Source organism: Streptomyces sp. NPDC002144 (genome assembly GCF_053593695.1).
On record NZ_JBSFDB010000009.1, the window covers coordinates 256,940 to 282,893 of the forward strand.

A 25,954-nucleotide genomic window follows, 5' to 3' on the forward strand; every position below is an offset into this window, starting at 1 on the left:
ATGTCCGGCGCGGGGACTCCACCGCGCAGCGGCGGCGGAGTCCCCGGCGCGCGGTGGTCAGGAGTTGTCGAGCGGCAGTCCGGGCGGGTTGACCTCGGACTTGGCCACGGCCTCGTTGGAGAGGTTGTAGGCCTTGAGCCACTCGGCGTACTGACCGTTCTTGATCAGGTAGTTGATGGCGTCGGCGAGCGGCTTGGCCAGGCCGCTGTCCTTCTTCGCGGTGGCCGCGATCAGGCCCTGCAGGCTGGCACCCGCGCCCGAGTAGGTGCCCGCCGTACGCGTGGCGTTGGGCGTGTTGGCCACTTGGCGGTTGTGGTAGGCGAAGCCGGGGTTGGGGCCGAAGGACGCGTCGATCTTCCCGCTGTTCAGGGCGAGGAAGGTGCTGGTGCTGTCCTGGAAGTACTTGACGGTGAGCTTCTTGCCCTCCTTGGCGAGCTTCGCCTTCCACTCCAGGAGGATCTTCTCCTGGTTGGTGCCGGAACCGACGGCGACCGTCTTGCCGGCGAGGTTCTCGTAGTTGCCGTCGAAGTTCCAGGTGCTCTTCTTCGGGACGATGAAGGCCAGGTTGTCCTGCCGGTAGGAGGCGAACTCGTACTTCTTCTTGCGTTCCTCGGTGTCGGTGACGTTGGAGAAGGCCACGTCGACCTTGCCGCTGTCGATGCCGACGAAGAGGTTCTCCCAGGTGGAGTTCTTCACCTCGGGCTTGAGACCGAGGACCGCTGCGACCAGACGGCCGAGGTCGGGCTCGGAGCCGGTGAGGGTCTTCTGGTCGCTGCCCACGTAGGCCAGCGGCGGGAAGCCGGCCGGCAGTGCGCCGATGCCGATCTCCAGCTTGCCGCTCTTCTTGACGGCCGCGGGCAGTTCGGCGCTGATGGACTTGACCTCGGAGACCTTGATGGAGGTCTGCTGGGCGGCGCCGTTGGAGACCTGGCCGACGACGACCTCGCCGGTCTTGGCGGCGGCGTCGGTGGAGGTGGCCGCGTCGCTGTTGCCACCGCAGGCGGCGAGCCCGGTGGCCAGGGAGGCGACGGCGGTCGCCGCGGTGATGCCGCGTATCAGGCTGCGTCGGGTGAAGTGGATGGACATGGCCGTTCCTTGTCGCTGGAGGTGATGAGAGTGGTGTGGGGGGAGGTCTGAAGCTGCGGCGAGTCACAGGACCTTGCTGAGGAAGTCCCTGGTCCGCTCGTGCCGAGGGTTGTCGAGGACCTCGGAGGGCGGGCCCTGCTCGACGATCCGGCCGCCGTCTATGAAGACGACCCGGTCGGCGATCTCGCGGGCGAAGCCGATCTCGTGGGTGACGATGACGAGGGTGGTGCCGCTGGTCGCCAGGTCCTTGATGACGGCGAGCACCTCGCCGACCAGTTCGGGGTCGAGGGCGGAGGTGGGCTCGTCGAAGAGGATGACGCCGGGGCGCAGCGCGAGGGCGCGGGCGATGGCGACGCGCTGCTGCTGGCCGCCGGACAGCTGGCGCGGGTAGGCGCCGGTCTTGTCGGCGAGGCCGACGCGGCCGAGGAGTTCCCGGGCGAGTTCCTGGGCCTCGGTCCTGCCGAGCCGGCCGGTGGCGACCGGGGCCGCGGCCACGTTGTCCAGGACGGTCAGGTGCGGGAAGAGGTTGAAGTTCTGGAAGACGAAGCCGATCCGGCCGCGTTGGGTGAGGATGGCCCGCTCGCTGAGCTCCTTGAGCCGGTCGCCCTGCCGCTTCACGCCGATCGGTTCGCCGTTGATGCTGACATGGCCGATCTCGGGCTTCTCCAGGTGGTTGATGACCCGCAGCAGGGTGGACTTGCCGGAGCCCGAGGGGCCGAGGATCACGGTGACCTCGCCGGGGCGGACGGTCAGGTCCACGCCGTCCAGCACCCGGTGGGTGCCGTACCACTTGTGCACGTCGTGCACCTCGACGGTGGCGGCCTCGACGTTCGCCAGGGCCTCGATGGTGTCGGTGGTCATACGGCGGCCTCCCGGCGGATACGGGCCCGCAGCTCGGTGAGAGCGGTGCGGAGCTTCTGCAGCGGTGTCGGCGGCAGGCTGCGGGTGGCACCGCGGGCGTAGTGCCGCTCGACGTAGAACTGGATGACGGAGACGACGCTGGTCAGGATCAGGTACCAGACGGTGACGACCAGCAGCAGTGGCACGATGTCGCCGGGATAGGTGGAGCCCATGGTCTGCGCGGAGCCGAACAGGTCGAGCAGGGAGACGTAGAAGACCAGCGAGGTGCCCTTGATCAGGCCGATGAGCTGGTTGACGTAGTTGGGGATGATCGAGCGCAGTGCCTGCGGGAAGACGATCTTCCGGAACTGGTAGCCCTTCGGCAGGCCGAGTGCCGCGGCCGCCTCGTGCTGGCCCTGGTCGACGGAGAGGATGCCGCCGCGGACGACCTCGGCCGCGTAGGCCGCCTCATTGAGGCTGAGGCCGATGACGGCGATGGCCATGTCGGTGGCGAGCTTCGTCTCGTCGAAGGAGAAGAAGGCCGGACCGAAGGGGATGCCGACGCTCAACGTCTTGTACAGGGCGCTGAAGTTGTAGAGGAAGAGCAGCACCACGATGAGCGGGATGGAGCGCAGCGCCCAGATGTAGGTCCAGCTGACGGCGCGCAGCACCGGGCTTCTCGACAGCCGGGCCAGGGCGAGCAGGATGCCGCCGAGGAGGCCCAACACCGCGCTGTAGGCGGTGACTTCGAGGGTGATCACCAGACCGTCGAGGATGGTGGGGCGCAGGAACCAGTAGCCCCAGCGGTCCCACTGGTAGAACGGGTTGGTCACCAGGCCGTGCACGAACTGGGCGACCAGGACGAGGACGACCGCGGTGGCGATCCAGCGTCCGGGGCGCCGCAGCGGCAGAACTCGCTGGGCGGTGAGGGGCTTTGACGGTTCGTCTGCGGCGGACGTCGGCGCAAGCGTGACGGTGGCGCCAGGGGGTTCACTCATGGTGGGCTCCGGCTGGGTCGGACACCCCGGACGGCGCGGCGGCATGCGGCGGCGGACGCGACAGCGGAGTACCGGGGGGCGGAAAGGACGACGGCACACCGCGTCGCGGTGTTCGTCAGGGGGTGCGGGGGCTGCGGGAAGAGGTCAGCCCCGACAGCGGGCACGGCCCGATGCGGTACACAGTGCGCTGTTCACGCGGAGCAGATCGACGGCGCGATCGGCCACGAGAGGGTTCGGGTACGGCTGTACGCAGCCCTGTGGGCGGCGCGTGGCCGTCCTGGGAGCTGCGTACATGGCGTCACCGTCACTGTTCCGGCCCGTGTGGGCCTCGCGCTTACCGAAAGGTCATCCGGTCCGGTCGTCACCTGGGGCACCCCACCGCGGTGCGAGGGTTGCCGGTCAGCTAGCCAGGGCTTGTCGCTGACGCTCATGACCGTTCTGGTTGTCAGTTAAAACAATCGTCCGAACACATGTCAACGCCCGTCCACCAGGTGGAACGGCTAACGGGTTTTGTGGGCCGCCCAGTCCAGGATCCGTACGGCCGCTCCGGCGGCCTCCAGTCCCTGGCAGCGTGCGTGGTGGCGGCGTTCGATGCCGTCGAGGTCGAGGTGGCCGCCGAACGCCGGGTGGGCGGCGAGCCGGCGGGCGTAGGCCCACAGGGTGGGGTGGTCGGCGATGCGCTGGACGGCGGCGGCGTCCAGGTGGTTGCGGTGCACGGTGTCGAGCTGGACCAGCGCGGCCCACAACTCGACGTCGGCCGCGGTGACTTCGTCACGGATCAGGTAGGTACGGCCGGTGAGCCAGCGGTCGAGGGCGCCCAGGGTGTCGAGCAGGGTGGTCAGTGCTGTGTCACACACGACCGCGTCCTCGCCGGCCGACCCGGCCCGCTGCGCCGCCTCCTCGATCCCCTCCCGGCACATCCGCTCCACGGCCTCGATCTCCGAGTCCGCGCCGCAGGGGTGGAGGGAGGTACCGCCGGTGGAGAAACGGCGGGCGAGGTCGCGCATGATGTCCGGCGCGTGGGTGCTGACGATCCGTCCGGACCAGTCGTCGCTGAGCACCGGTCCGACGGCCGGTCCGCGGTAGCGGTGGGCGCTGGCCTCGTACAGCGGCCGCAGGGCCGAGTGGCCGCCTTCGGGGCAGTCGGGCACGGCGGGCAGGTGGGTCACCGGACAGACGGTGTCCAGGCCGAGCAGGCTGTGGGTGACGGCGATGCGCAGGCCGTCGGGACAGGCGGTCGACAGATGGAGGCGGTAGCGGCCCGGAACGGCGTAGTGGCCGCTGCGCGCGTCCCGGCCGATGCGGCCACGGAAGGCGGGCGCGGGTCGGTCGGTGGCGTGGGCGGTGGCGTGGGTGGCCGGCGGTGCGATGGTCATGACTCTCCCCGGGAGCGGGCGCGGACGTACGCGCGGCGGAAGCGACGTCGGGCGGGCGGGAATGGGGCGGCGGTCCTGGGAGCAGGGCTCACCCGTGCGCGCCGGACGAGGCGCCCCCGAGGGGGCGGGTGCCGGCGCGGGAAAGGCCGCGGCTCAGCCCTGGGGCCTGATCGCGCTGCAGACTCGCAGCAGATCGATGTGGCGGCGGGAGGTCAGAAGAGGCGAACGGACCACGCGGACGGTGACCGGTTCATGGCGCCTCATGTTTCCCTACCTATTCACTAGGATTCCCTCAGTGAGTGTCGATCCGACCGCGGACCACGTCAAGAGGGGCGTCCCGCATGGCGGACGCCCCGGTGGACTTTCCCGGTGGGGTCAGCGGAGATGAGCGGTGTCGACGGTCGTGTACTCGCTTCCGACGGCGGTGACCAGGATGTAGCCGGGGTTGCTGTTGCGGTCGACGTAGCACGTGAGGTAGTGGACGACGGCCACCGTCTGGCGCACGGGATTCTGCGCCACCGCCTTGCGGCAGTCCGCCGCGGTGGGAAGTTTGTCGGAGTTCCAGGAGGCCAGCTTGCCGTTGCTCGCGGCCAGGTAGCCACCCGAGACGTAGATGGCGTCGGTGCTCGACCCCGCCGGTACCGGCGGGGTGTGGCTGAAGTCGTAGCCGGTCGGCGTGCCCCCGGGGTCCATCATGCGGAACCCGCGGACCAGCGCGGTCGAGACGGAGGGCTGCGGGCTGGACAGCGCGGCCGTGGTCGCGAGACCGCCGCCCCCGATGAGCGTCACCGCCGCCACGCCGGCGATCACGGGATGGGCGGAGGCCATGCCGAGCAGCGGGCCGATGACCGGGACCGAGAACTTCAGATGGGTGTTCTTCTGCGTGACCGTGGAGTGGTCGCCCGCGGTCACGGTCGCCGTGGGCGCGTAGTCCCGTGAGCGGCGGCGCGTGGCCCGCTGCGGGGGCAGGTAGGTGTTGTGCTGGACGTTGCCGTCGCCGGCCTGGGCGCCGTTGGTCCGGCTGTTCCTCATCATGGCGGTGCTTTCTGCGGCCCGTGGGTGTCGGTCGGGCGCCTAACCGAACGTGTTGTGCTGGGTGTTGCCGTCGCCGACCTGCACGCCTCGCGCCTCCCGCAGATCGACCCGGTACGTCCCGCGGGGGCCCGCGTCCGGGGCGGTCAGGGCCAGCAGCCGTCGGGCGTGCTCCACGACTTCGGCGTCCACGGCACCGGCCAGGACGAGATCGTGGGCGAGCCCTTCGGCCGATCCGCCCGGCCGGCGCTCCAGCAGCTCGATGCGTTCCAGGGCCCCGGGCCTGCCCGCGAGCCGCCGCACGAGCGCCTGCTTCAGGGCGGCGTAGCACTCGGTCACCGCCGACGAGGCGGCGCCGCTCAGACCGGCACCCACCCCCGCGGCCAGCGCCTGCGCCACCAACGTCCCCGGGTCCATCCCCCACCTCCGCACGGCTTCCTCGGCGGCACCCGGTGACGATCACCGGCGTGACGACACGAGGAAGCTATCGGCGGGCCGACCGGCTCCTCGGGCCTTGAGCGGAGTCGACGGATATCGCACGACCGGCGGCGGGACGTCGCCGTTGTTGGCCGTTTCCTGCCCGGCGATGCCCGTTCGGCACCGGAGGGACCGCCGTCGCTCCCCCAGCCGACGGCCGGACCGCGGAGTTCGGGCGCCGGCCATCGGACGCGAACCATATGCGGGCCGGCGGCCGTTGACCCCGGAGCCGGCGGACGTTGTCACCGCGGACGGCCGCCTTCTGGTCCCTCGTGAAGGCGGGTTCGTCCTCGGCGGCGAGTCCGTGCGAAGGGACCCGGAGCCATGGGCGGCGTCGCACGGCGAGCCGCCGAGCAGAACGACCCAGGCCGTCGCGCGCGGCCCGTGTGCCCGGCGGCCCGGGATGCTGCCGGGACCGGGCTCAGTGCAGGTCCGCGCCTGCCGGGCTGTCGTCCGTCAGGAAGCCGCCGGACTGGTGCTGCCAGAGCTTGGCGTAGGCGCCGGCGGAGGCGAGGAGTTCCTGGTGGGTGCCCTGTTCGACGATCCGGCCGCGGTCGAGGACGACGAGCCGGTCCATGCCGGCGACCGTGCTCAGCCGGTGCGCGACCACCAGCGCGGTCCGCCCCTCCATCAGCCGCCACAGGGCTTCCTGGACGAGGATCTCGCTCTCGGAGTCCAGCGCGCTGGTCGCCTCGTCGAGCAGCAGGATCGGGGCGTCCCGCAGGATCGCCCGGGCCAGCGCGACGCGTTGGCGCTGGCCGCCGGAGAGCTTGACGCCCCGCTCGCCGACCATGGTGTCGAAGCCGTCCGGCAGTGCGTCGGCGAACTCCGTGACGTGCGCCGCCCGGGCCGCGCGGCGGATCTCGGCGTCGGTGGCGTCCGGCCGGGCGAAGGCGATGTTCTCCCGTAGCGTGCGGTGGAACATCGCCGGGTCCTGCGGCACGTACGCGATCAGGCCGCGCAGGTCCGCCTGCCGCATCCGGCTGATGTCCTGGCCGCCGATCAGGATGCGGCCCGCGTCGATGTCCATCATCCGCAGCAGCAGCCGGGTCAGCGTGGTCTTGCCCCCGCCGGAGCGGCCGACCAGTCCGATCCTCGTGCCGCTGGCCACGGCCAGGTCGAGACCCTGGAAGAGCGGTTCGCCGCCGCCGTGGGTGAAGTCGACCCGCTCGAAGCGGACGTCGGCCGGTCCCGGCAGCAGCGGCTCGGGGGCCGGCGGGTCCAGCACGGTGGGCGGGACCAGCAGCAGCTCGGTGAACTGCGCGGCCTCCGTCATCGAGCTCTCCAGCCGGCGGTAGATCTGGTTGAAGTCGAACATGATCTTCGTGGCGTTGGTGTAGTAGGTGAAGGCGACCACGACCGCCTCCACGCCGTGTCCGCCCCCGCCGAGCGCGACCGCGAGCAACAGGCCCAGCACATTGGTGAGGACGGACATCGGCGCGACCAGGGTGTCGATGCGCAGATTGCCGTAGTCCCACGACCGGAGCATGAGCCGGCGCGAGTGGGCGACCCGCCTGCGGTGCTCGGCGGCCTCGCGCCGCTCGGCGGCGAAGGCGCGGACCGTCTCCATGTTCATCAGACTGTCGGCGACATGGCCCGCCACCCGGGCGATCGCCTCCTCGCGCTGGTCGACGATGGCCTGACGGCGCCGGATCAGCGGCGCGACGCACACCGCGGTGACCGCGATCATCGCCAACAGCCCGACGACGAGCCACGGTTGGTAGCGCCACAGCACCACCGAGCCGAACAGCAGCGGTACGAGGCTGCCCACGATGTTGAAGGTGAGGGTGTCGGCGAACTCCTCGAAGCGGGAGGCGAAGCTGAGCACCCTCTTGGTCAGCGCCCCGGCGAAGTTGTCGTGGAAGAACGCGGCGTCCTTGGCGAACAGTTCGTCCAGGCCGAGCACGTAGAGGTGCTCGATGCCGAGGGCGTCCAGACGGTTGAGGCAGTGCAGCCCGACGCGCCACACTCCCTCCGCGAGCAGCATCACCCCGGCGAAGACGAGGACGTACGGCAGTGTCGCGGCGAGCTTGATGCCGTGGTCGTCGGAGATACGGGCGACGAGCTTGGCGACGACCAGCGGCGCGAGGTAGTTGAGGCCGATGTTTCCGAGGGCGGGCAGCAGCAGCGCGGGCACCGTCATCCGGCGCAGCCGGGCCAGCTCCCGTCCGTAGTAACGAAGTGCGAGAAGCACGGAGCCCCTGCGCGGCGTGGCCGCGCGAGCATCGGGTAATCCCATTCCGATCCTGAGGTCGCGAGTGCGGGCGGGTCAGGGATGGGAGTGTCCCAGGAACAAACCCGCCTGGTCCAAGCGTTTTCCGGGCAGACCGGTGCAGGGATCGAAAAAACAGCGGGCCTGCCGTCATCGGCAGACCCGCTGTGAAAACCGTCGGGACGACAGGATTTGAACCTGCGACCCCTTGACCCCCAGTCAAGTGCGCTACCAAGCTGCGCCACGTCCCGGTGCCTCTCGCGCGGTGACCCGTGCGATCAGGCAGGTCAACTTTACCGTACGCGGGACGGTGTTCCCGCCGGGCCCGGCGGGCGTGGCTCCGGGTGTCAGCTCGCGGTGCCGGACGTGACCGTGTGCGGCTCGGCCTCGGCCGGGACGGAGGCGGCCCGTGCCGTGGGGCCGGGGCGCCCCGCGCGTGCCGTCGGCACCAGCAGGGCGGCCAGGGCCGCCGCCAGGCACAGCACCGCCAGCAGGGCGAAGCCGTGGGTGTAGCCGGAGGCGTACGGCAGGCCCGAGGGCTGGAGGTGTCCGGTGACCAGGACGCTGGTCACGGCCGCGCCGATGGAGCCGCCGATGGTGCGGATGTTGGCGTTCATGCCGGTCGCGGCGCCGGTCTGGGAGGCCGGGACGCTGCCGACGATCAGGTTGGCCATGGAGGCGAAGGCGAGACCGATGCCGAGGCCGAAGACGCCCGAGACGAGGGCGACCTGCCACTGCTCGTCATGCCAGGCGGCGAGCAGTCCGAGGGCGACGGCGCCGAGCGTGGCACCGGTCGTCAGGAGGGACTTGGCGCCGACCACGGGCTCCAGCCGGCCGCTGAGGATGCCGGAGAAGAACATGGCCACCAACATCGGCAGCATCAGCAGTCCGGACGTCGTGACGCCGGCGCCGAAGCCGTATCCCGCGGAGCTCGGCGTCTGGACGAAGCCGGGCAGGAAGGACCACAGCGCGTACATGCCGGCGCCGAACAGCAGGGCCGCGGCGTTGGTGGTCCACACGGCGGGCAGCCGCATCACGCGCAGGTCGATCAGCGGGGTGCGGGAGCGGGCCTCGGACAGCAGCCAGGCGGTGAACAGCACGACCGCCGCGGCGAACAGGCCGACGACCCTGATCGAGCCCCAGCCCCAGACGCTCGCCTGGCTCAGCGGCAGCAGCAGTGCCACCAGCCAGCCAGACAGCAGACCGGCGCCGAGCCAACTGACGTTGCCCTGAGCCCGGTTGGGCGACTCCGGGACATAGCGCAGGGCGATCAGCGCGGTGATCGCGACGACGCCGACGGGGATCCAGAACAGCCAGCGGTAGTCGAGGGCGGACACGATCGGGCCGGCCGCGACGATGCCGACGCCCCCGCCCGCGGCGATGACGGCGGACAGGTTGCTGATGCTGCCGCTGACCCGGGAGATCTCGAACTCGTCGCGGATGATGCCGAAGGACAGCGGGAAGAGGGCGCCGCCGACGCCCTGCACGATCCGGGCGACGATCAGCACGCCGATGGTCGGGGCGAGCGCGGCGAGCAGACAGCCGGCCAGGACGACGAGCAGCACGGCGACGAGGGTGCGCTTCTTGCCGATCAGGTCGCCGACACGGCCGAGGATCGGGGTGAAGACGGAGGCGGACAGCAGGTAGGCCGTCATCACCCAGGTCGCGGTGGACTGCGAGGTGTGCAGCGCGTGCTGGACGGTCGGCAGGGCCGGCGCGATCAGCGACTGCAGCATCGAGAACACACCGGCGCCGGTCGCGAGGACCGCGAAGGTGAGACGGGTGGACTTGCGGGGCATGGACGAGCCTCTCCGAACGAACGGGGTGCGGCCGGAGTTCTCTGGCCACGGTCGTACGGGCCCGGGCCGCCGGTGGGCGGCTGCGGGCACGCCGACGGCCGCGGTGAGCGGTCGCGGAAAGGTGGTGGACGGATGCGCGGGCCGTGCGGATCCACGGCGGACGCACCCGCACTGCTAAAGTGGAGGTACGCCTCCACTCTAGCGGAGGCGTACCTCCGCTTCAAGTAGCGGAGGTAACCCTCCGTATCAGTCACGTTCGGGAGGCATCCGTGACGTTCCCCGTCGGCGAGATCGTGGCGTCGCGGCGGCCGCACCGGAAGGACGCCGCACGCAACTACGACGCCCTGCTGGACGCGGCCCGCGAGGCGTTCGCGGCCCATGGGGCGGACGCGTCCCTGGAGGACATCGCCCGTCGCGCGGGCGTCGGCATCGGCACGCTGTACCGCAACTTCCCCACCCGCCGGGACCTCTTCGAGAGCGTGTACGCGGACGAGGTCAACGAGCTGTGCCGGGTCGCCGGTGAGGTCGCCGGGCTCGAGCCCTGGGAGGCGCTGACGACATGGCTGCGGCGGTTCACCGACTACATGGTGACCAAACGGGCGGTGCGTGAGGCGCTCAACGACGAGTCGGAGATCTTCCAGGCCTGCCGGGAGTCGATGTACGCGGCCGGTGGACCGCTGTTCGAGCGGGCCCAGGAGGCGGGTGAGGCCCGCAAGGACATGGACTTCATGGACCTGCTGCGGATGGTCGCCGGCATCACGGCGACGGCCTTCGACGACGACGCCCAGCGCGACCGCGTGCTCGCCATCGCCCTGGACGGGGTCCGCGCCACCGCCCGCTGATCAGACCGCGCGCGGCCGGTGCTCGCGCAGCGGGCCGACCGTCAGTCCCCGCTCCTGGCACGCGTCGAGGATCCGCGGCAGCGCCCCGAGGGCCGAGCGCCAGGCACCGGGCGCGGAGGTGCAGTCGGAGTCGTGCAGCAGGATCGTGCCGCCGCCCCGCAGATCGCGTACGAGCGTGCGGTGCACGGAGTCCGGGGTGGCTCGGGCGGTCCAGTCCTCGCCCCACCAGGTCCACAGCACCGGGCTGAGGCCGAGGCGCCGGGCGGCGAGGTGGGCGGCGGCGGACATCACTCCGTAGGGCGGCCGGAAGAGCCGCGGTGGGAGCCCGGCGAGGGCGCCGACGGTGTCGCGGGCGCGGGCGAGGTCGTCGCGGGTGGCACGGGGGCCGCGCAGCCACGGGGCGCGCACCAGTATGCGGTGGTAGCCGTCCCGGACCGCCCGGCCGATCCGGGCGGGCAGCAGGTCGAGCAGATCGCGGCGCTCGACGGCGATGCCGTCCGCCACGAGCCGGCGCTGCAACTCGCGTGCGGCACCGTCGTGACCGGCGCCGATGCTCGCCGAGACGATCACGACGCGCTCGGCCGAACGCACCGTACTTCCGCGCTGGGGCATGGGGTTGTTCCTTCGCGGGTGGAGTGAGGCGGCGAAACTCTACAACATGTAGTAGGTAGGCTCGTACAAGATGTCGTAGTTCTCGTCGGGGCCGACCGCGGAGGTCCCCACACGTCCTACAAGGCGTAGTAGCCCAGCGGGTAGGCTGTGGCGCCGAGCAACCGAGGACGGTGAGGTGAACGATGCACGACCGGGAGGGAGAGGCATCCGGCAGGCGGGCCCGCGGTGAGCTGGAGAGCGGTGTGCTGGCCGCGCTGTGGGCGGCCGAGACGGCGCTGACCGCCCGGCAGGTGCTGGACCGGCTGCCCGGCGACCTCGCCTACACCACCGTGCTGACGATCCTGTCGCGGCTGTACGACAAGGGGATGCTGGTCCGCCACCGCGCCGGCCGCGGCTACGCCTACGCACCCGTGCGGGACGAGGCGTCCCACACCGCCGAGCAGATGCACGCCCTGCTGGAACACGGCTCCGACCGCGAGGCGGTGCTCAGCCGCTTCGTCTCCGAACTGTCGCGCGAGGACGAGGAGTTGCTGCACCGGCTGCTCGCGGAGAACGAGGCCGGGCACGACGACACGAACGGCTCCACGGCCGAGGGACCGTGAGCCGGTGCGGATCAGCGTCTACGTCCCCCTCCTGATCACCGTCGTCCTCGCGGTGCTCGCCCCCCGGCCGGCCCGACGGCTGGCGCCCCGCCCGGCCGCCCGTGCGCTGGCGTGCGGCGCGCTGGTGACGGCGCTCGGCTGGCTGGGATCGCTGGCCCTGCTGGCCTTCGCCGGGTTCGCGCGCATCCCCGAGGTCGCCGAGGAGGGCCGGTGGTCGGTAGCCGAACTGCGCGCCGACGACCCCGTCTACCTCACCGTCGCGACGGCCGCCGCGCTCGCCCTGGCCGGTTCCTGCGCCGGGCTCGCGGTCGCCGCCGTCCGACAGGTACGGCATCTGCGGTGGGCCCGCCGGGAGTGCCGGCGGCTGCCGGGCGACACCGAACTGGCCGTCCTGGACGACCCCTCACCCAGCGCCTTCGCACTGCCCGGGGCGCCCGGGCGGATCGTGGTGTCCCGGGGCATGCTGCGCTGCCTCGGGGACGACGAGCGCGAGGCGCTGCTGGCCCATGAACGGGCGCATCTGCGGGACAGACACCATCTCTACCAGACCCTCTGGCGGCTGACCGCCGCCGTCAGCCCCCTGCTGCGCCCGCTCGCGGACACGGGCGACTTCATGCTGGAGCGCTGGGCCGACGAGGAGGCCGCGGCGCACGTGGGCGACCGCCGGACCGTCGCACGCTCGGTGGGCCGGGCGGCCCTCGCCTCCGCCGCGCATCCGCCCCGGACCTCCCGGCTGGCCGTGAACGGCGGTGCGGTGCCGCAGCGCGTCCGGGCCCTGCTCGCTCCGCCTCCCCCGCGCCGGTCCCTGCCGTTCGTCGGGGGCGCGCTGCTGCTCCTCGTGTGCTGTACGAGCCTGGCGAACGCGGCGTCCGACAGCGAGGAGATGATCGAGAGCGCGCAGCGCGCCGCGTGCCGGGCACACCTGGAGACCGCGGCTCCGCCGCCTTCGCCGTTCGGGCACCGGACCGGCTTCCGCTGCGAGGACGGCGGCCCCGGCCCGCACGAGCACGTCCGCGCGGACGCCGACGACCGCCCCTGATCGCCATCGGTCACCACTGATCGGCCGTCGGGCTCGCCGGCGTGTTATCTTCCCCTCCACCGATCAGCAGGAATCCTGATGATTGGTTCCCTCAAGCATGCCCTCGAAGGGGAGCCGGTATGTCCCTGTTGGCCCGACCCGCGGTGGCCGCCGTCGCCGCCAGAACCCTGCAGCGCCTGACCCGGCTGGCCGACCGGCGATCCGGCGGACGCGGGTCCGCCGCCGCGTCCCACGCCAGGTTCCCCGAATACCCGCGCACCGTCGACGAGTTGAGCGTCCCCACGTCGATCGGTCCGGCCCGGGCCACGGTCTACCGGCCGGCCGTCGACGGGACACCGCCGGTCCACGTCAACTTCCACGGCGGTGGGTACGTCGTGGCCCTGACGGAGATCGACGACCCGCTGTGCCGCTTCCTCGCCGCCGAGGCGGGCGTGGTCGTCGTCAACGTCGACTACGCCGTCGCCCCGCAGCATCCCTTCCCCGCGCCGCCCCGGCAGGCGTACGAGATCGTTCGGTGGGTCGCCGGACACGGCGCGGAGCACGGCTGGGACGGTGCCCGGCTCACCGTCGGCGGACAGAGCGCCGGAGGCGGCCTCGCGGCGGCCGTGGCACGGCAGGCGCTGGAGGAGGGCGGCCCGTCCATCGCCCTTCAGGTCCTGCACTATCCGCCGCTGGACCTGGCGACGAACGCCCGCGACAAGCACAGCGCCGCCGCCAAACCGGTGCTGCGGCCCTGGATGGCCGACGTCTTCGACACGTCGTACGTCCCGGACCCGGCGTCGCGCACCGACCGGCTGGTGTCGCCCGCACACCCCTCGGACACGGCCGACCTGAAGGGGATCGCGCCGGCGGTGGTCATCACGGCCGAGCTGGATCTGCTCAAGGCGGAGGGTGCGCGGTACGCCGACCGTCTGCGGGCGGCGGGAGCGTTGGTGGAGTACCGCGATGTACCGGGCGTCGATCACGGGTACGACGCCTCGGACGACCAACGGGCCCGAGAGACCTACGACCTGATCGCCCGTCACATACGGGAGGCGGGGGCGGACGCCTAGGGCTCGGTCCCGGCGTGGACGCCGTGCCGGCCAGTCACCGGCATACCGACCACTGCGCAGATCTCAACCCGCTGCTGCGGGCAACTTCCGCCCCGGCGAGCGCCTCGACATCGGTCCCTTCGCGGTGGACACCGTGCCGAGTCGGCGGGCCGGCAGGTCCGACAGGTCCGACAGGTCCGACAGGTCCGACAGGTCCGACAGGTCCGACAGGTCCGACAGGTCCGACAGGTCCGACAGGTCCGACAGGTGGGCGTGGCACGGCTGTTGCCGACGCACCAGTGGCCGGGGGATGGACCGGACGGCGGCCCTGCGGGCGGCCGGGGAGCGCTCATGTCCCGCGTGGACCTCGCCGGGCCGAACCTGGTGATCGCGCTGTGACGGGTCAGACCGCCGCTGCCTCCGCGATGACGGCGGCGACCCGCTCGGGCTGCTGGACCACGACCATGTGGCCGGCATCGGACACGGTGACCATCCGCACGTGCGGGCAGGCCTCCAGCTCTCTCCGCTCCTCGTCGGTCAGACCGATCTCGTCGCGGTCGCCGCGTACGACCCACGCCGGGACCGCGGCCTCGCACAGCCGTGGGACCAGTGCCGGATGGCGGCCCAGGTACTCGTAGTAGCGCCGTACGATCCGCCGGCAGACGGCGGGATCGTTGGCGGCGACGTCCGCGAGCAGCTCCTCGGCCCGGTGCGGGGGCAGTTCCCGTTTCATCGCCTTGGGCATCAGTTTGAGCATGCCCGTCCAGGAGGCCGGCCCGAGCAGCGGCACGCGGCCCAGCGCGTTCATCACCGCGAGGAACGTCGCCTCGTCCGCACGCGAGAAGGTCGGCGACAGCAGGACCAGCGGCCCCTTGAACCGTCCGGCCGCGGCCATCTCGATCGCCACGTTCGCCCCGAGACTGTGCCCGACGACGATGTCACAGTCGTTGTCGGCCGCGAACCGTGCCATCAACTCCGCGTAGTACTCCATGCTGACGTCCCCGGGCGCCCGCGTCCCGGCGAATCCCGGCATGGTCACGGCGACCATGCCCAGCCCGGCGAGCGCGGGTTGGTCCATCACATCGGCGTAGAACGCGGTCGAGCTCAGCCCGCCGGGGATCATCAGAACCCGGTGCACCGCATCGACGGGCCCGGCCCGCCGTACGTCCCATCGCTCCGTCATACCCCGAGCGTGACTCCCCCGACGCCCTCCCGCATCCGGTGCGCCCCGCAGGTCGGCGTCGTGCCTGTGCCTCCGTGGTGGTCAGTGCGTGGCGAGCAGTGGGTGGTCGGTGGTTGCCGGGGTGGGGGACTTCGGTGTGCGCAGGGCGGCGATGCCGATGAAGACCATGGACGAGACTCCGGCGAGGGCGAAGGCGGTGAAGCCCCAGTCGGCGTCGCCGGCGGCGAGGAGTTGGCGGCCGGGCCACGGGCCGAAGACCAGCCAACAGTTGTGTCAACAATCTCATCGACAGTTCGGTCGACGGTGTTTCCGGAGTGGCTCCGCGCTCGGCCGGGGCGGCTCAGCCGACCGGCGGTGTGCCGTGCGTGTGGAACGAATCGATGGTCCGCAGCCCCCAGGCCTGCCCCTTCTTCCGCTCCTCCTCGGTCCAGGTGATCAGCGGCCAGTCGGGCGCGAGCACGAGACGGGTGAGCGGGTTGCACAGCTCGATCCGGTTGCCGCCGGGCTCGTAGACGTACAGGAAGAACGTCTGCTGGATGGCGTGCTTGTGCGGCCCGGTCTCGATGAACACGCCCGTGTCGATGGCGAGATCGGCGGCGCGCAGGATGTCCTCGCGGGTGTCGGTCGCGAAGGCGATGTGGTGCAGCCGGCCGGTGGAGCCGGTCCAGTCCTCGGTGTAGACGACGTCGTACGACTTGTTGCCGAAGGCCAGCCAACGGGCCGCGATCCGGCCCGAGTCGAGCTGGATCTGCTCGGTGGGGCGGGCGCCCAGGATGTGTTCCTGGAACTCGGAGTTCGCCGGCACGTCGGCGGCGAGGAAGTTGACGTGGTCCAGGCGGCGCACTCCCACACCCCGGTTGGGCTTGGCCTGCGGCTGGTTCTTCAGCGCCGGTTTCAACTCGTCGGGGGCCCGGTAGTGCTCGCTCTCCCAGTACAGCGCGTGCTCGTGTCCGTCCGGGTCGGTGGTCACGTACAGCTTCCCGAGTCCGGGCTCGTCCTCGACCCAGGTGCCGCTGCCGCCCGCCGCCTCGATCGCCGCTACACGGCGGTGCAGGGCCTCCTCGCTGGAGGAGCGCAGGGCGAGACGGCCGAGGCCGGGCTGTTCGCGGGCGGTGAGGACGAGGGTGTGGTGCTCGTAGTCGTCGAAGGTGCGCAGACGGACCGTGTCGCCGTCCTCGCCGTTGACGGTGAGTCCGAGGTAGTCGGTGAAGAAGGCGACGCTGGCGTCCAGGTCGGGGGTGAAGAGCTGGACGTGGCCGATGTGGGCGATGTCGCCGAGCGGCGGAGTCATCGCTGACCTCCTTGGGGGTGCGGGGGGATAGGTGCCGTCCCGGCGGAGCGGGGGAAGACGGTGCCGTCGAAGATCTTGCGCGCGGTGCGGACCACGGCGGTGCGGCGGGCGCGGGGCGGCCCGTCGGCGGTCGTGTCGAGGCTGCTCTCTATGTCGAGGAATCCCGTGGGGTGTTCGATGCGGACGCGGTCACAACCCGTGTCGACGTCGGCCACTTCCGCGCCCACGCCGCCCTCGATCCGCAGCCCGGCGGCCACGCTCGCGGCGCCGAGCACGCCGATGGAGGTGTGGCAGCGGACCGGGATGAAGGTCCGGGTGGTCACCGCGCCGCCGTCCCGGGGCGGGGCGAGCAGCGTCAGCTTGGGCACGGTGGTGTCGGAGACGTCGCCGAGGCCCATCAACCGGCCTGCGTCCAGGCGGATCTCCCGCAGCCGGTCGGCGAGGGCGACATCCTCCTCCAGGTCCTTGGGCGTCTCGTAGCCGGTGACCTCGAGGGAGGAGGCCGCGATGAGCACCGTCGGCATGCCGTTGTCCACGCAGGTGACGGGCACTCCGGCGACCTCGTCCCGGACGTTGCCGGTGGGCAGCAACGGCCCTGCCCCGGCGGGGAACTCGATGACGACCGGTGCGGCCGTCCCCGGCACGCCGGAGATCTCGGCGCCCCCGGTGTAGTCGACGCGTCCGCCCGGGGTCGGGAAGGTCGCCGTCGCGCGGTCGCCGGAGTTGACCATGCGGATACGCACGGAGGTCTCCCGCTCCCCCGCCGGTACGAGCCCGCGCTCGACGGCGAAAGGGCCGATGCCGGCGAGGATGTTCCCGCAGTTCTGACGATCGCTCACCTCGGCCCTGTCGACGGCGACTTGAAGGAAGAGGTAGTCGACGTCCGCCTCCGGGTCGGCGGAGGGCGAGACGACGGCGACCTTGCTGGTGAGCGGGTGCGCGCCGCCCAGGCCGTCGATCTGCCGCTCGTCCGGACTGCCCATGATCCGCAGCAACAGGGCGTCCCGCTCGGCGGGTTCGGCGGGCAGGTCGCCCGCGAGGAAGTAGGCGCCCTTGGAGGTGCCGCCGCGCATCAGCAGACAGGGCACCCCGTCGGTCACGGCCGCTCCCCCTCGTACTCCTCGAACGTGCGGTACTCGACGCCGAGTTGGCTGAGCTTCTCGCGAAGTCCGTAGCGGTCCAGGCCGAGTTGGCCGTCGAGGAAGGCGGCACGCGAGGCGGCCTCCTTGGCCTCGCGGGCCTCGGACCTCTCGACGGTCTCGCGGGCGCGTTCACGGGGGACGACGACCACGCCGTCGTCGTCGGCGAGAATCACATCGCCCGGGCGCACGATCTGTCCGTCGATGGCGACGGGGACGTTGACCGATCCCCCGGTGGCCTTGACGGTGCCCTGCGCGGAGACGGCCCGGGCCCAGGCGGGGAAGCCCATCTCGCGCAGCTCCTGGGTGTCCCGGATCCCGGCGTTGATGACCAGCCCGCGCACCCCGCGCCGGTGCAGGGCGGTGGCGAACAGCTCGCCGAACATGCCGTCCGTGGACGGCGAGGTGGTGGTGACGACGAGGAGGTCGCCCTCGCCGCACTGCTCCACCGCCGCGTGGATCATGAGGTTGTCGCCGGGCCAGCTCAGCACGGTGACGGCGGTGCCGGCCACGCGTACGCCCTGCTGGACGGGGCGGATGTCCGGGCCCAGCAGACCGGTACGGCCCATCGCCTCGCTGACGGTGGCCACCCCGAACCCGGCCAGCGCCTCGACGTCCTTCGCGGCCGCCTTCGGCGGGTTGGTGACGATCACGCCGCTCACGCCAGCTCCTTCGCGATCTGCGGGAACGGCCGCATGAACGCCTCGGCCATGGTGGTGTGCGCCAGGCCCAGGTTCGGGCCCGCGTTGCGCTTGAGCTGGACGCCCCGGCGCACGGCGAGGTCGGTGTAGTAGTCCCACAGGTGCTGCTGGGCGCCCAGGCACTCCATCGCCCGGCGCTTGGTGTCCCACACCTCGGTGATGTCGAGCAGGACCTCCGGCCGGAAACCGCTCATCTCGGGCTGGTGCGGCTCGAAGTAGAAGACCGGCGGGGCGCCGATGATGTCGCCCTCCCCCGGGTAGCCGATGGCCTGCGCCAGGATGCGGGCCTCGAGGGCCATGCGGTTGGCGGCCGGGTGATCACCGTTGTAGGGGTCCTCGGTCGGGTGGGTGAGCACGACGTCGGGCTGGACCTCGCGGTAGACGGCGACGAGCCGGTCGGTCAGCTCGACCGAGGCGATCAGCGGGTAGTCGCCGGCGTCGAAGAAGCGGACCTCGGCACCGAGCACGGCGGCCGCCTTCTCCGCCTCCTGGCGGCGTATCTCCTTGATCTCCTCCAGCTTCCTGCCCTCGCGCCACGCCTTGGCCGACTCGCCGCGCTCGCCGAAGGTCAGACAGGCGATGGTGACCGTCTCACCGCGGGCGGCGGCCAGAGCGATGGCGCCGCCCGCCCGCCACACGAAGTCCCCGGCATGCGCGGTGACGACGAGGGTGGAACGTGGACGGGCGGGCACGTGGGCCTGGGTCATTGCTCGAACTCCCCTTTTCCGGTGTGCGCCCGCCGTCGCACGTTCAGTCGCGCAGCGCCTCGATCACACTGGTGAGGTGCGCGCGGACGGCCGCCTCGGCCGCCTGCGGGTCCCTGGCCCTGATCGCCTCGATCATCGCCAGATGTTCCTTCAGGGAGTGCTGGGGACGGCCCGGCCGCAGCGCCAGCTGGAAACGGTGACGCACCAGTTGGGCATTGAGCCGCTCCAGCAGGTCGACGGCGGTGCGCTGGCCGGAGAACTCGCGCACCTTGGCGTGCAGTTCCTGGTTGAGCTCGGAGTAGGTCACCGGCTCACCGTCGGCCACGGCCTTGGTCATCGCCGTACCCAGCTCGGTCAGCTCGGCGAGCTGCTCGTCGCTGGCCACGGCGGCGGCCTTGGCCGCGCACAGTCCTTCCAGGACCATGCGGCACTCGGTGATGGCGACCGCCTCCTCGACGGTCACCACCCGCACCCGCGAGCCGCGGTTACGGATCCGCTCGACGAGGCCCTGGGCCTCGAGATCGATGAGTGCGGCGCGGATGCTGGCCCGTGTCACACCGAACTGCTCGGCGAGCTCGTTCTCCACCAGGCGCTGTGCCGGTGCCATCTCGCCGTGCAGGATCGCCTGCCGCAGCCGCGCGAGCGCATGCTGTTTGGCCTGCTCCCCGGTGCTCGGACGGGCTTCGTTCGGCATCGCTGCCCTCCCTGAGTGAGTGCGTGTCGAACCTAAATCTAGTCAGACAGAATTGTCAACAATTTTGTACGCCGTATTGCGAGCAGGTCAGGAGAGGTGCAGTAGTTGCTTGACTTAAGTAATGTAGCATGCTTGCCTAAGTCAAGTAAGCCAGTGAGACCCGGTGAAACCCCCTCTCCCACGCACCCCTTAGAAAGCGAGCCCTTCCCATGGCCACCATGAAGTCCGTCAAGACCGGCGCCCAGAACCACATCGACCTGGTGGACGTCGAACGTCCCGTGCCGGGCCCCAAGGACGTGCTGGTCAGGATCCGTGCCTGCGGGATCTGCGGCACCGACACCTTCTTCCTGCACATCGGCGGCATGCCGGCCGGGGCCGACGGCTCGATGCGGTCGATCCCGCTCGGGCACGAGCCGGCCGGGGAGATCGTCGAGGTCGGCGCCGAGGTGACCGACCTCAAGGCCGGCGACCGGGTGGTGGTCAACCCGCAGGGCGTGCCCTCGGGGATCATCGGCTGCGGTGGTGAGCACGGCGCGATGAGCGAGTACCTGCTACTGGAGGACGCCGAGATCGGCAAGACGGTCGCCGTCTTCCCGGACACCGTGCCCTTCGACGTGGCCGCGCTGAACGAGCCGATGGCCGTCGCCCGGCACTGCGTCAACCGCTCCGAGGCGCGGCCCGCCGACAAGGTCGTCGTCTTCGGCGCCGGGCCCATCGGCCTGGGCGCGACCATCTGGCTGAAGCTGCGCGGCGTCCAGCATGTGGTGGTCGCCGACGTCATCCCCGAGCGGCTGGAGACCGCGCTCGCCGTCGGCGCCGACGCCGTTATCAACTCCGCCACCGAGGACGTCACCGCCCGCCTGACCGAACTGCACGGCGAGGCCGCCAACGCCCTGGGTCAGCCGCGGGCCGGCACCGACATCTACATCGACGCCGCCGGAGTCGCCGCCGTCTTCAACGCCACCGTCGACGCCGCCAAATGGGGAGCGAAGCTCGTCATGGTCGCCGTGCAGAAGAAGGGGGCGGACATCGATCTCGGCGGCATGCTGCGCAGCGAGCTGACGCTCATCGCATCCCAGGGGTACCCGACGGAGATCTTCGAGGTGACGCCGGAGATCGTCGAGCATCACGAGCGGTTCGCGAAGCTGATCAGTCACCGGGTGCCGTTCACGGAGGCGGAGCGGGCGTTCGAGCTCGCCATGACGCCGGGCGCGGCGGAGAAGGTCGTCGTCACGTTCGACGCGTGACGATTCACTTGCTTAACTCAATCAATCCTTCTATGTTTGCGTAAGTCAAGTAATAACCCTTGTCCGGAGGCCCAGCCATGTCCGACGCCCTGACCCGACCCGCCGGCGCAGGGACATCCGCCCCGCCGAAGCCGAACGCCGTGGTGGCGGTTCTGGCCCTGGCCGGCATCGTCGTCTCGCTGATGCAGACCCTGGTCATCCCGATCGTCCCCGAGCTGCCCACCCTGCTGCACGCCTCCGCGTCGAACACCGCCTGGGCCGTCACCGCCACCCTGCTGGCCGCCGCCGTGGCCACCCCGGTGGTGGGGCGGCTCGGCGACATGCTCGGCAAGCGGCGCATGCTGCTGGTCAGCATCGTGCTGCTGGTCTCCGGCTCCGTGGTGTGCGCTCTCGCCGACTCACTGGTCCCGATGATCATCGGCCGTACCCTGCAGGGTCTCGCCGCGGCCGTGGTGCCGCTGGGCATCAGCATCATGCGGGACGCACTGCCGGCCGACCGGCTGGCGGGTTCCACGGCGCTGATGAGCGCCTCGCTCGGCGTCGGTGGCGCGCTGGGGCTGCCCGCCGCCGCGTTCGTCGCCGACAAGTGGGACTGGCACATCCTGTTCTGGACCTCGGCCGCGCTGGGTGCCGTCGCCCTCGTAACGGTCCTGCTGATCGTGCCCGAGTCCACGGTGCGTACCGGCGGCCGCTTCGACCTGGTCGGCTCGCTCGGTCTGTCCGCCGGTCTGGTCTCGCTGCTGCTGGCCGTCTCCAAGGGCGGCGACTGGGGCTGGACCTCCGGCACCACGCTGGGGCTGGGCGCCGCGGCCGTGGTGATCCTGGCCGGCTGGGGCCTCTACGAGCTCAGGGCCGAGCACCCGCTGGTCGACCTGCGGACCACCGCCAGGCCCCAGGTGCTCTTCACCAACCTGGCCTCCGTCGCCCTCGGCTTCTCGATGTTCGCGATGTCCCTGGTGCTGCCGCAGCTGCTCCAGCTGCCCACCCGGACGGGCTATGGGCTCGGCAGGTCCATGCTGACGGTCGGCCTGGTGCTCGCCCCACAGGGGCTGGTCATGATGGCCATGTCCGCCGCGTCCGCGGCCGTCACCAAGGCCAAGGGCCCCAAGGTCACCCTGATGATCGGCGCGCTGATCGTGGCCGCCGGTTACGGCCTGAACATCATCCTGATGAGCGAGGTCTGGCACCTCATCCTGGTCTCCTGCGTCATCGGCGCCGGCGTCGGCTTCACCTACGGCGCCCTGCCCGCCCTGATCATGGGCGCGGTCGACCCGTCCCAGACCGGTGCCGCCAACAGCCTGAACACGCTGATGCGTTCGCTGGGCACCAGCTTCGCCAGCGCCCTCGCCGGTGTGATCCTGGCCCAGATGACCACCGACTTCGGCGGCCACGCCCTCCCCTCGGAGAACGGCTTCAAGGCCGTCATGGCCATCGGTGCCGGAGCCGCCCTGCTCGCCTTCCTCGTCGCCACCTTCATCCCCCGCCGTCAGCCGGCGGCGTCGACGGCGGCCGAGGCGGACCAGCAGACCGCGGCCGTGACCACCAAGGCCTGACATCCCGTCAACTGCCTTGCACATGGCCGCCGTTCCCTCATCGGGACGGCGGTCGTCAGGATCGTCCGTCTGTGTGAAGTCCTGGACGAGGCTCCGCTTGACGGCCGACACGGGGACACGTCGTCCGGGTGGACCCGGTCGCGGGCGAACCGGGGTCAGCCGAACCAGACGACCAGCCGCACCTGCTCGTCGCCGTACTCGGCCGCGAGGCCCCGCATGGCGCTCCACACCTGGGACCAGCATCCCTCGTTCGGCGGCGCGAGCATCCGGGCGGTGAGCAGGACCGGCCGGTACACCGCGTCGTCCACCCGCACCTGGCCGCCGGGCGGCCACTCCGCGGGGGCGAGCAACAGGTCTCCCCCGCCGAAGGTCCGGGCCGCCGCCTCGCGCAGGCCGGGAGTCACCCGTACCACCTCGTCGCCCTCCGGGCCGCGTCTGAGCGCCCGGTTCCAGGCGGGCCGGGCGGCGAGCGGCGCGTCCCAGTCCACGGCGCGGACCTCGGCCCAGGTGGCGTAGGTGTGGCTGTACTGGTAGTCGCCGACCGCCGCCTCCCGCACCTCCTCCGAGAGGTCGTCCGGGATCCCGCGCTCGGCGAAGAGCGGGCGCTCCACGTCGCCCGTTCCGCGCACGCCGAACAGGCACTCCCAGGCGTCGTAGTCCCGCGGAGGCCTGAGGTCCAGCAGATCGGCCTCGATCTGCCAGCGTCCGTCTGCCGATCTGCTCTCGATGGCGCCGTCGATGTCCGTCCCCACGGGGGAGGACCTTACAGTGAAGTGGGTCACTTGATGACGGCATTGGCGACCACGACGACCAAGCCCAGCAAGGCGTCTCCCACGCCGGTGAGGGCCGACACCGGCCAGGAGCGGCGCGACCAGCGGGCGGTGACCAGGCCGAGGGTGAACAGCAGCACGATGTTCAGCACGAACGCCGCGTACTCCACGCCCTTCGGCGGCCACCAGCCCCAGCCGGCGCCCGCGAGCAGCAGCACCGTCGGGAGGACGGCCGTGACCAGCGGCCATTCCTCGGCGAGGGTGCGCACGGCGTCCCAGCGGCGGTGCGGTTCGCGTTCGGCGATGTAGTGGGCGTAGCCGTGCGCGAGGGCGGAGGCCGGCGCGGTCACCAGCAGCCACAGGGCGTCGTAGCGGCGGCTGGCGCGGGAGGTGTGGCCGTACTGGGAGAGGGCCGCGACCATGGAGCAGGCGAGGACGGAGCCGTAGACACCGCCGAACAGGACGGTCTCGCGGGTGTCGTGCCGGTGCGGCCCGGAGGCGGCCGCCGTGCTCTGCGCCATGCCCTCCACGATCACCCGGTGCCGTGCGGCTCGCCAGTCGCGACGATGTGTCCCTTCACCTGGGCGGATACCGCACACACTGTCCACGGCCCGACGCCCCCGGGGCTCGCTAGGGTCGCCGCATGACCCACAGTTTCGTCGTGAACGTCCCGGACGCCGAGCTCGAGCCCGAGCCCCTCGACGCGGAGCAGATCGTGTCCGGGACGCCGGAGGTGACCGGGAAGGTCGTCTGGGAGTCGGCGGACGGCCGGCAGCTGCGCGGGATCTGGCAGATCACCCCGGGTGTGGTCACCGACACCGAGGCGGACGAGCTGTTCGTGGTGGTCAGCGGCTCGGCGACCATCGAGGTCGTGGACGGGCCGACGCTGACGGTGGGGCCCGGGGACATGGCCGTTCTGCGCGCGGGCGACCGGACGAGGTGGACCGTGCACGAGACGTTGCGCAAGGCGTACGCCATCACTCTGTGAGCATCCGTACGCCCTTGACGAGGGCGTCCACGACGTGGTGCGGGGGCGTGTCGGGGAGCTCCGGGTCCCAGCCGCCGGAGCGCACCGTCCGGGCGGAGAGCGGGAGTTCGACCTGGACGCCGCCCCGGCGGGTCAGGTTCACCGGATTGCGGGGATGCAGCCCGCGCAGCGAGCGCGGGATCTCGTCGAGGTCGGTGACCGGGTCGAACTCCGGTCGCAGGGCGCTCAGCCCGGCGGCGAGCAGCCGCGCCGCGGGCCGGTTGCCGCCGCCGAGGAAGACCGAGCGGGGCGTCGCCGGGCGCATGTGGCCGTGCAGGGAGACCGTGACCGAGACGTGGTCCAGGAAGGTTTTCAGGAGCGCGCAGTGCTCCACCGCCATGCGCGGGGAGGGGATGTGCACCGGCCGGCGCGCGCCGGGCTGGGTGAAGACCAGGCTGGTGGCGCCGCAGCGGCCCGCGACCGACCGCGCGAGCTCGGCCGTACCGCCCTCGTTGCTGCCGTGCAGGGCGAGCAGTCCGATCCCGCCGCCCGGCGTCAGGGTGGCGAGCAGCCGGACTCCCTCGATCTCCACCTCTTCGGTCACTGCGGTCACGCGCGGCCTCAACTCGTCGCCTGCGGGGGCATGTTGTACGGGGTGACCACCTGGATCGCGGACGGCAGGGTGGGTCCGGCGGGCGGCAGGGCGTCATGGGCGCGCATGACGATGTGGCAGGCCTCGCGCATGTCCTGGCGCAGGTCGTGGTGGAGGACGGCGGAGAGGCGGTGCTCGCGCAGCAGGCGGGTGTTGTCGTGGTCGAGGTCGTGCGCGACGAAGACGGCGCACTCGCGGCCCAGGTCCTCGAAGGCGCGCAGGGTGGCGATGTTGCCGCCGCCGATGGAGTAGACGGCCCGGATGTCCGGGTCGCGTTCCAGGGCGGCCCGTACGAGGTCGTACTGGGTGGCGTCCAGGCCCTGGCCCTCGGCGATCTCGACCAGCGCGCGCTCGGGGTGACGGGCGCGCATGACGCCGCGGAAGCCCATCTCGCGCTCCTCCTCGTTGCGGAAGAAGCCGCTGCTGAGGCTGGTGAGGACGTTGCCGGGCCGGTCGCCGAGCCACTGGCCCATCAGGTACGCGGCGGTCGCGCCGGCCGCCCGGTTGTCGATGCCGACATAGCCGAGGCGGGCGGTCGCGGGCAGGTCGGTGACGAGCGTGACGACGGGGATGCCGGCATCGGCGAGGCGGGCGACGGCGGCGGTGATCTCGGGGACGTCCGGTGCCTTGACGATCACGCCCTGCGAGCCGCGCCGGGCGATCCGGTCCAGGATCCGCGTCAGCTCCGCCACCGGGCCGGTCTCGCGGAAGTGGAAGCGGGAGCGCACGACCGCCGGGTGCAGCGAGGGCAGTTCGGCCTCCAGGGCGGCGCGCACGGCGGTGGAGAACCGCTCCGGCGTCTGCATCACTATGTCGATCATGAAGGTGCGGCCGAGCAGCCTGACCTGGGTGCGCTGGCGGTCCAGGTCGGCGATGGCCTGACGGACCTCCCGCACGGTGGACTCGCGCACCCCGCCCCTGGCGTTGAGGACCCGGTCCACCGTCGCCTCGCTCAGGCCCGCCTGACGTGCGATCTCCCGGATCGGGAAGGGATGGCCCATGCGGTGACTCCTCGGGTCTCCTTGAGGGGTTTTTGATGGCCGCCTGCTGGTTGTTCGACGGGTTTGTGCTGACAAGAATGGCAGCGCTGAGTCGCCCCTGTCA

Annotated in this window: 27 protein-coding genes, 1 tRNA gene and 1 riboswitch; of the genes, 7 read left to right on the forward strand and 21 right to left on the reverse strand. The window is 71.5% G+C overall.

Annotation, left to right across the window (positions count from 1 at the left end):
- Window positions 1-57 precede the first annotated feature (57 nt).
- The 10 genes from ACWCQ1_RS16550 to ACWCQ1_RS16595 form a co-directional block, all read right to left on the reverse strand.
- Window positions 58-1,086, reverse strand: coding sequence for an ABC transporter substrate-binding protein (locus ACWCQ1_RS16550; protein WP_358600769.1), 1,029 nt, complete (start codon window positions 1,084-1,086; stop codon window positions 58-60).
- Window positions 1,087-1,149: 63 nt separating this feature from the next.
- Window positions 1,150-1,947 (reverse strand): amino acid ABC transporter ATP-binding protein, encoded by a 798-nt coding sequence (locus ACWCQ1_RS16555; protein ID WP_133046462.1) that lies wholly within the window; start codon window positions 1,945-1,947, stop codon window positions 1,150-1,152.
- Window positions 1,944-2,924 (reverse strand): amino acid ABC transporter permease, encoded by a 981-nt coding sequence (locus ACWCQ1_RS16560; RefSeq protein ID WP_451026766.1) that lies wholly within the window; start codon window positions 2,922-2,924, stop codon window positions 1,944-1,946. Before ACWCQ1_RS16560 ends, ACWCQ1_RS16555 begins: the two co-directional genes overlap by 4 nt.
- A gap of 325 nt (window positions 2,925-3,249) precedes the next feature.
- Window positions 3,250-3,359, reverse strand: a riboswitch (SAM riboswitch).
- A 65-nt stretch (window positions 3,360-3,424) separates the two neighbouring features.
- Window positions 3,425-4,300 carry a glutathione S-transferase C-terminal domain-containing protein gene (locus ACWCQ1_RS16565; RefSeq protein ID WP_451026767.1) on the reverse strand — a complete coding sequence of 292 codons (876 nt, stop codon included), beginning with the start codon at window positions 4,298-4,300 and terminating at the stop codon, window positions 3,425-3,427.
- Between the two features lie 153 nt (window positions 4,301-4,453).
- A complete protein-coding gene (locus ACWCQ1_RS16570) occupies window positions 4,454-4,564 on the reverse strand; it encodes a putative leader peptide (protein WP_358600757.1) in 111 nt (36 codons plus the stop codon).
- A 111-nt stretch (window positions 4,565-4,675) separates the two neighbouring features.
- Window positions 4,676-5,335 carry a hypothetical protein gene (locus ACWCQ1_RS16575; RefSeq protein ID WP_358600754.1) on the reverse strand — a complete coding sequence of 220 codons (660 nt, stop codon included), beginning with the start codon at window positions 5,333-5,335 and terminating at the stop codon, window positions 4,676-4,678.
- A gap of 39 nt (window positions 5,336-5,374) precedes the next feature.
- Window positions 5,375-5,749, reverse strand: coding sequence for a hypothetical protein (locus ACWCQ1_RS16580; RefSeq protein WP_133046458.1), 375 nt, complete (start codon window positions 5,747-5,749; stop codon window positions 5,375-5,377).
- 481 nt (window positions 5,750-6,230) lie between these two features.
- Window positions 6,231-8,048 (reverse strand): ABC transporter ATP-binding protein, encoded by a 1,818-nt coding sequence (locus ACWCQ1_RS16585; RefSeq protein WP_358600750.1) that lies wholly within the window; start codon window positions 8,046-8,048, stop codon window positions 6,231-6,233.
- A gap of 150 nt (window positions 8,049-8,198) precedes the next feature.
- Window positions 8,199-8,272: transfer RNA gene (locus ACWCQ1_RS16590), tRNA-Pro, on the reverse strand.
- A gap of 96 nt (window positions 8,273-8,368) precedes the next feature.
- A complete protein-coding gene (locus tag ACWCQ1_RS16595; protein ID WP_451026768.1) occupies window positions 8,369-9,820 on the reverse strand; it encodes an MFS transporter in 1,452 nt (483 codons plus the stop codon).
- 269 nt (window positions 9,821-10,089) lie between these two features.
- Between ACWCQ1_RS16595 and ACWCQ1_RS16600 the strand changes: the two genes are divergently transcribed.
- Entirely contained in the window at window positions 10,090-10,662 is a 573-nt protein-coding gene (locus ACWCQ1_RS16600) for a TetR/AcrR family transcriptional regulator (protein ID WP_358600744.1), read from the forward strand.
- Here ACWCQ1_RS16600 and ACWCQ1_RS16605 read toward each other — a convergent pair whose 3' ends face one another.
- The gene (locus ACWCQ1_RS16605; RefSeq protein ID WP_358600741.1) at window positions 10,663-11,274 is read right to left on the reverse strand and encodes a polysaccharide deacetylase family protein; all 612 of its coding nucleotides are present in this window, start codon (window positions 11,272-11,274) and stop codon (window positions 10,663-10,665) included.
- A gap of 182 nt (window positions 11,275-11,456) precedes the next feature.
- On the opposite strand from ACWCQ1_RS16605, the gene ACWCQ1_RS16610 reads away from it, so the two are divergent.
- The 3 genes from ACWCQ1_RS16610 (at window position 11,457) to ACWCQ1_RS16620 (ending at window position 13,967) form a co-directional block, all read left to right on the forward strand.
- Window positions 11,457-11,876 carry a BlaI/MecI/CopY family transcriptional regulator gene (locus ACWCQ1_RS16610; protein WP_451026769.1) on the forward strand — a complete coding sequence of 140 codons (420 nt, stop codon included), beginning with the start codon at window positions 11,457-11,459 and terminating at the stop codon, window positions 11,874-11,876.
- Between the two features lie 4 nt (window positions 11,877-11,880).
- Entirely contained in the window at window positions 11,881-12,915 is a 1,035-nt protein-coding gene (locus tag ACWCQ1_RS16615) for a M56 family metallopeptidase (protein ID WP_451026770.1), read from the forward strand.
- Between the two features lie 119 nt (window positions 12,916-13,034).
- Complete coding sequence (locus ACWCQ1_RS16620; RefSeq protein ID WP_451026771.1) at window positions 13,035-13,967, forward strand: alpha/beta hydrolase fold domain-containing protein; 933 nt, start codon at window positions 13,035-13,037, stop codon at window positions 13,965-13,967.
- Between the two features lie 382 nt (window positions 13,968-14,349).
- Here the strand turns inward: ACWCQ1_RS16620 and ACWCQ1_RS16625 are convergent, their stop codons facing one another.
- The 6 genes from ACWCQ1_RS16625 to ACWCQ1_RS16650 form a co-directional block, all read right to left on the reverse strand.
- Window positions 14,350-15,129: an alpha/beta fold hydrolase gene (locus ACWCQ1_RS16625; RefSeq protein WP_451026772.1), complete on the reverse strand. Its 780-nt coding sequence runs from the start codon at window positions 15,127-15,129 to the stop codon at window positions 14,350-14,352.
- Window positions 15,130-15,469: 340 nt separating this feature from the next.
- Window positions 15,470-16,420, reverse strand: a complete 951-nt coding sequence (locus ACWCQ1_RS16630) for a VOC family protein (protein ID WP_451026773.1) — start codon at window positions 16,418-16,420, stop codon at window positions 15,470-15,472.
- On the reverse strand, window positions 16,417-17,520 hold the full coding sequence (locus ACWCQ1_RS16635) for a 4-oxalomesaconate tautomerase (RefSeq protein ID WP_451026774.1): 1,104 nt from the start codon (window positions 17,518-17,520) through the stop codon (window positions 16,417-16,419). Before ACWCQ1_RS16635 ends, ACWCQ1_RS16630 begins: the two co-directional genes overlap by 4 nt.
- Window positions 17,517-18,221, reverse strand: coding sequence for a 4-carboxy-4-hydroxy-2-oxoadipate aldolase/oxaloacetate decarboxylase (locus tag ACWCQ1_RS16640; RefSeq protein WP_451026775.1), 705 nt, complete (start codon window positions 18,219-18,221; stop codon window positions 17,517-17,519). Before ACWCQ1_RS16640 ends, ACWCQ1_RS16635 begins: the two co-directional genes overlap by 4 nt.
- On the reverse strand, window positions 18,218-18,967 hold the full coding sequence (locus ACWCQ1_RS16645) for a PIG-L deacetylase family protein (protein ID WP_451026776.1): 750 nt from the start codon (window positions 18,965-18,967) through the stop codon (window positions 18,218-18,220). The genes ACWCQ1_RS16640 and ACWCQ1_RS16645 overlap by 4 nt, the downstream gene beginning before the upstream one ends.
- Before the next feature lie 43 nt (window positions 18,968-19,010).
- Entirely contained in the window at window positions 19,011-19,661 is a 651-nt protein-coding gene (locus ACWCQ1_RS16650) for a GntR family transcriptional regulator (RefSeq protein WP_451026777.1), read from the reverse strand.
- Between the two features lie 209 nt (window positions 19,662-19,870).
- Between ACWCQ1_RS16650 and ACWCQ1_RS16655 the strand changes: the two genes are divergently transcribed.
- Both ACWCQ1_RS16655 and ACWCQ1_RS16660 read left to right on the forward strand, forming a co-directional pair.
- The gene (locus ACWCQ1_RS16655; protein WP_451026778.1) at window positions 19,871-20,908 is read left to right on the forward strand and encodes a zinc-dependent alcohol dehydrogenase; all 1,038 of its coding nucleotides are present in this window, start codon (window positions 19,871-19,873) and stop codon (window positions 20,906-20,908) included.
- A 77-nt stretch (window positions 20,909-20,985) separates the two neighbouring features.
- On the forward strand, window positions 20,986-22,461 hold the full coding sequence (locus ACWCQ1_RS16660) for an MFS transporter (protein WP_451026779.1): 1,476 nt from the start codon (window positions 20,986-20,988) through the stop codon (window positions 22,459-22,461).
- Between the two features lie 155 nt (window positions 22,462-22,616).
- Here ACWCQ1_RS16660 and ACWCQ1_RS16665 read toward each other — a convergent pair whose 3' ends face one another.
- Complete coding sequence (locus ACWCQ1_RS16665) at window positions 22,617-23,213, reverse strand: hypothetical protein (RefSeq protein ID WP_208779598.1); 597 nt, start codon at window positions 23,211-23,213, stop codon at window positions 22,617-22,619.
- A 26-nt stretch (window positions 23,214-23,239) separates the two neighbouring features.
- Complete coding sequence (locus tag ACWCQ1_RS16670) at window positions 23,240-23,752, reverse strand: hypothetical protein (RefSeq protein ID WP_451026780.1); 513 nt, start codon at window positions 23,750-23,752, stop codon at window positions 23,240-23,242.
- A gap of 122 nt (window positions 23,753-23,874) precedes the next feature.
- On the opposite strand from ACWCQ1_RS16670, the gene ACWCQ1_RS16675 reads away from it, so the two are divergent.
- On the forward strand, window positions 23,875-24,219 hold the full coding sequence (locus ACWCQ1_RS16675) for a cupin domain-containing protein (RefSeq protein ID WP_358600707.1): 345 nt from the start codon (window positions 23,875-23,877) through the stop codon (window positions 24,217-24,219).
- On the opposite strand, the gene ACWCQ1_RS16680 is transcribed toward ACWCQ1_RS16675, so the two are convergent.
- Both ACWCQ1_RS16680 and ACWCQ1_RS16685 read right to left on the reverse strand, forming a co-directional pair.
- Window positions 24,209-24,811 carry a poly-gamma-glutamate hydrolase family protein gene (locus ACWCQ1_RS16680; RefSeq protein WP_451026781.1) on the reverse strand — a complete coding sequence of 201 codons (603 nt, stop codon included), beginning with the start codon at window positions 24,809-24,811 and terminating at the stop codon, window positions 24,209-24,211. The genes ACWCQ1_RS16675 and ACWCQ1_RS16680 overlap by 11 nt on opposite strands.
- An 8-nt stretch (window positions 24,812-24,819) precedes the next feature.
- Entirely contained in the window at window positions 24,820-25,851 is a 1,032-nt protein-coding gene (locus tag ACWCQ1_RS16685; protein WP_133046440.1) for a LacI family DNA-binding transcriptional regulator, read from the reverse strand.
- Between the last annotated feature and the right edge of the window lie 103 nt (window positions 25,852-25,954).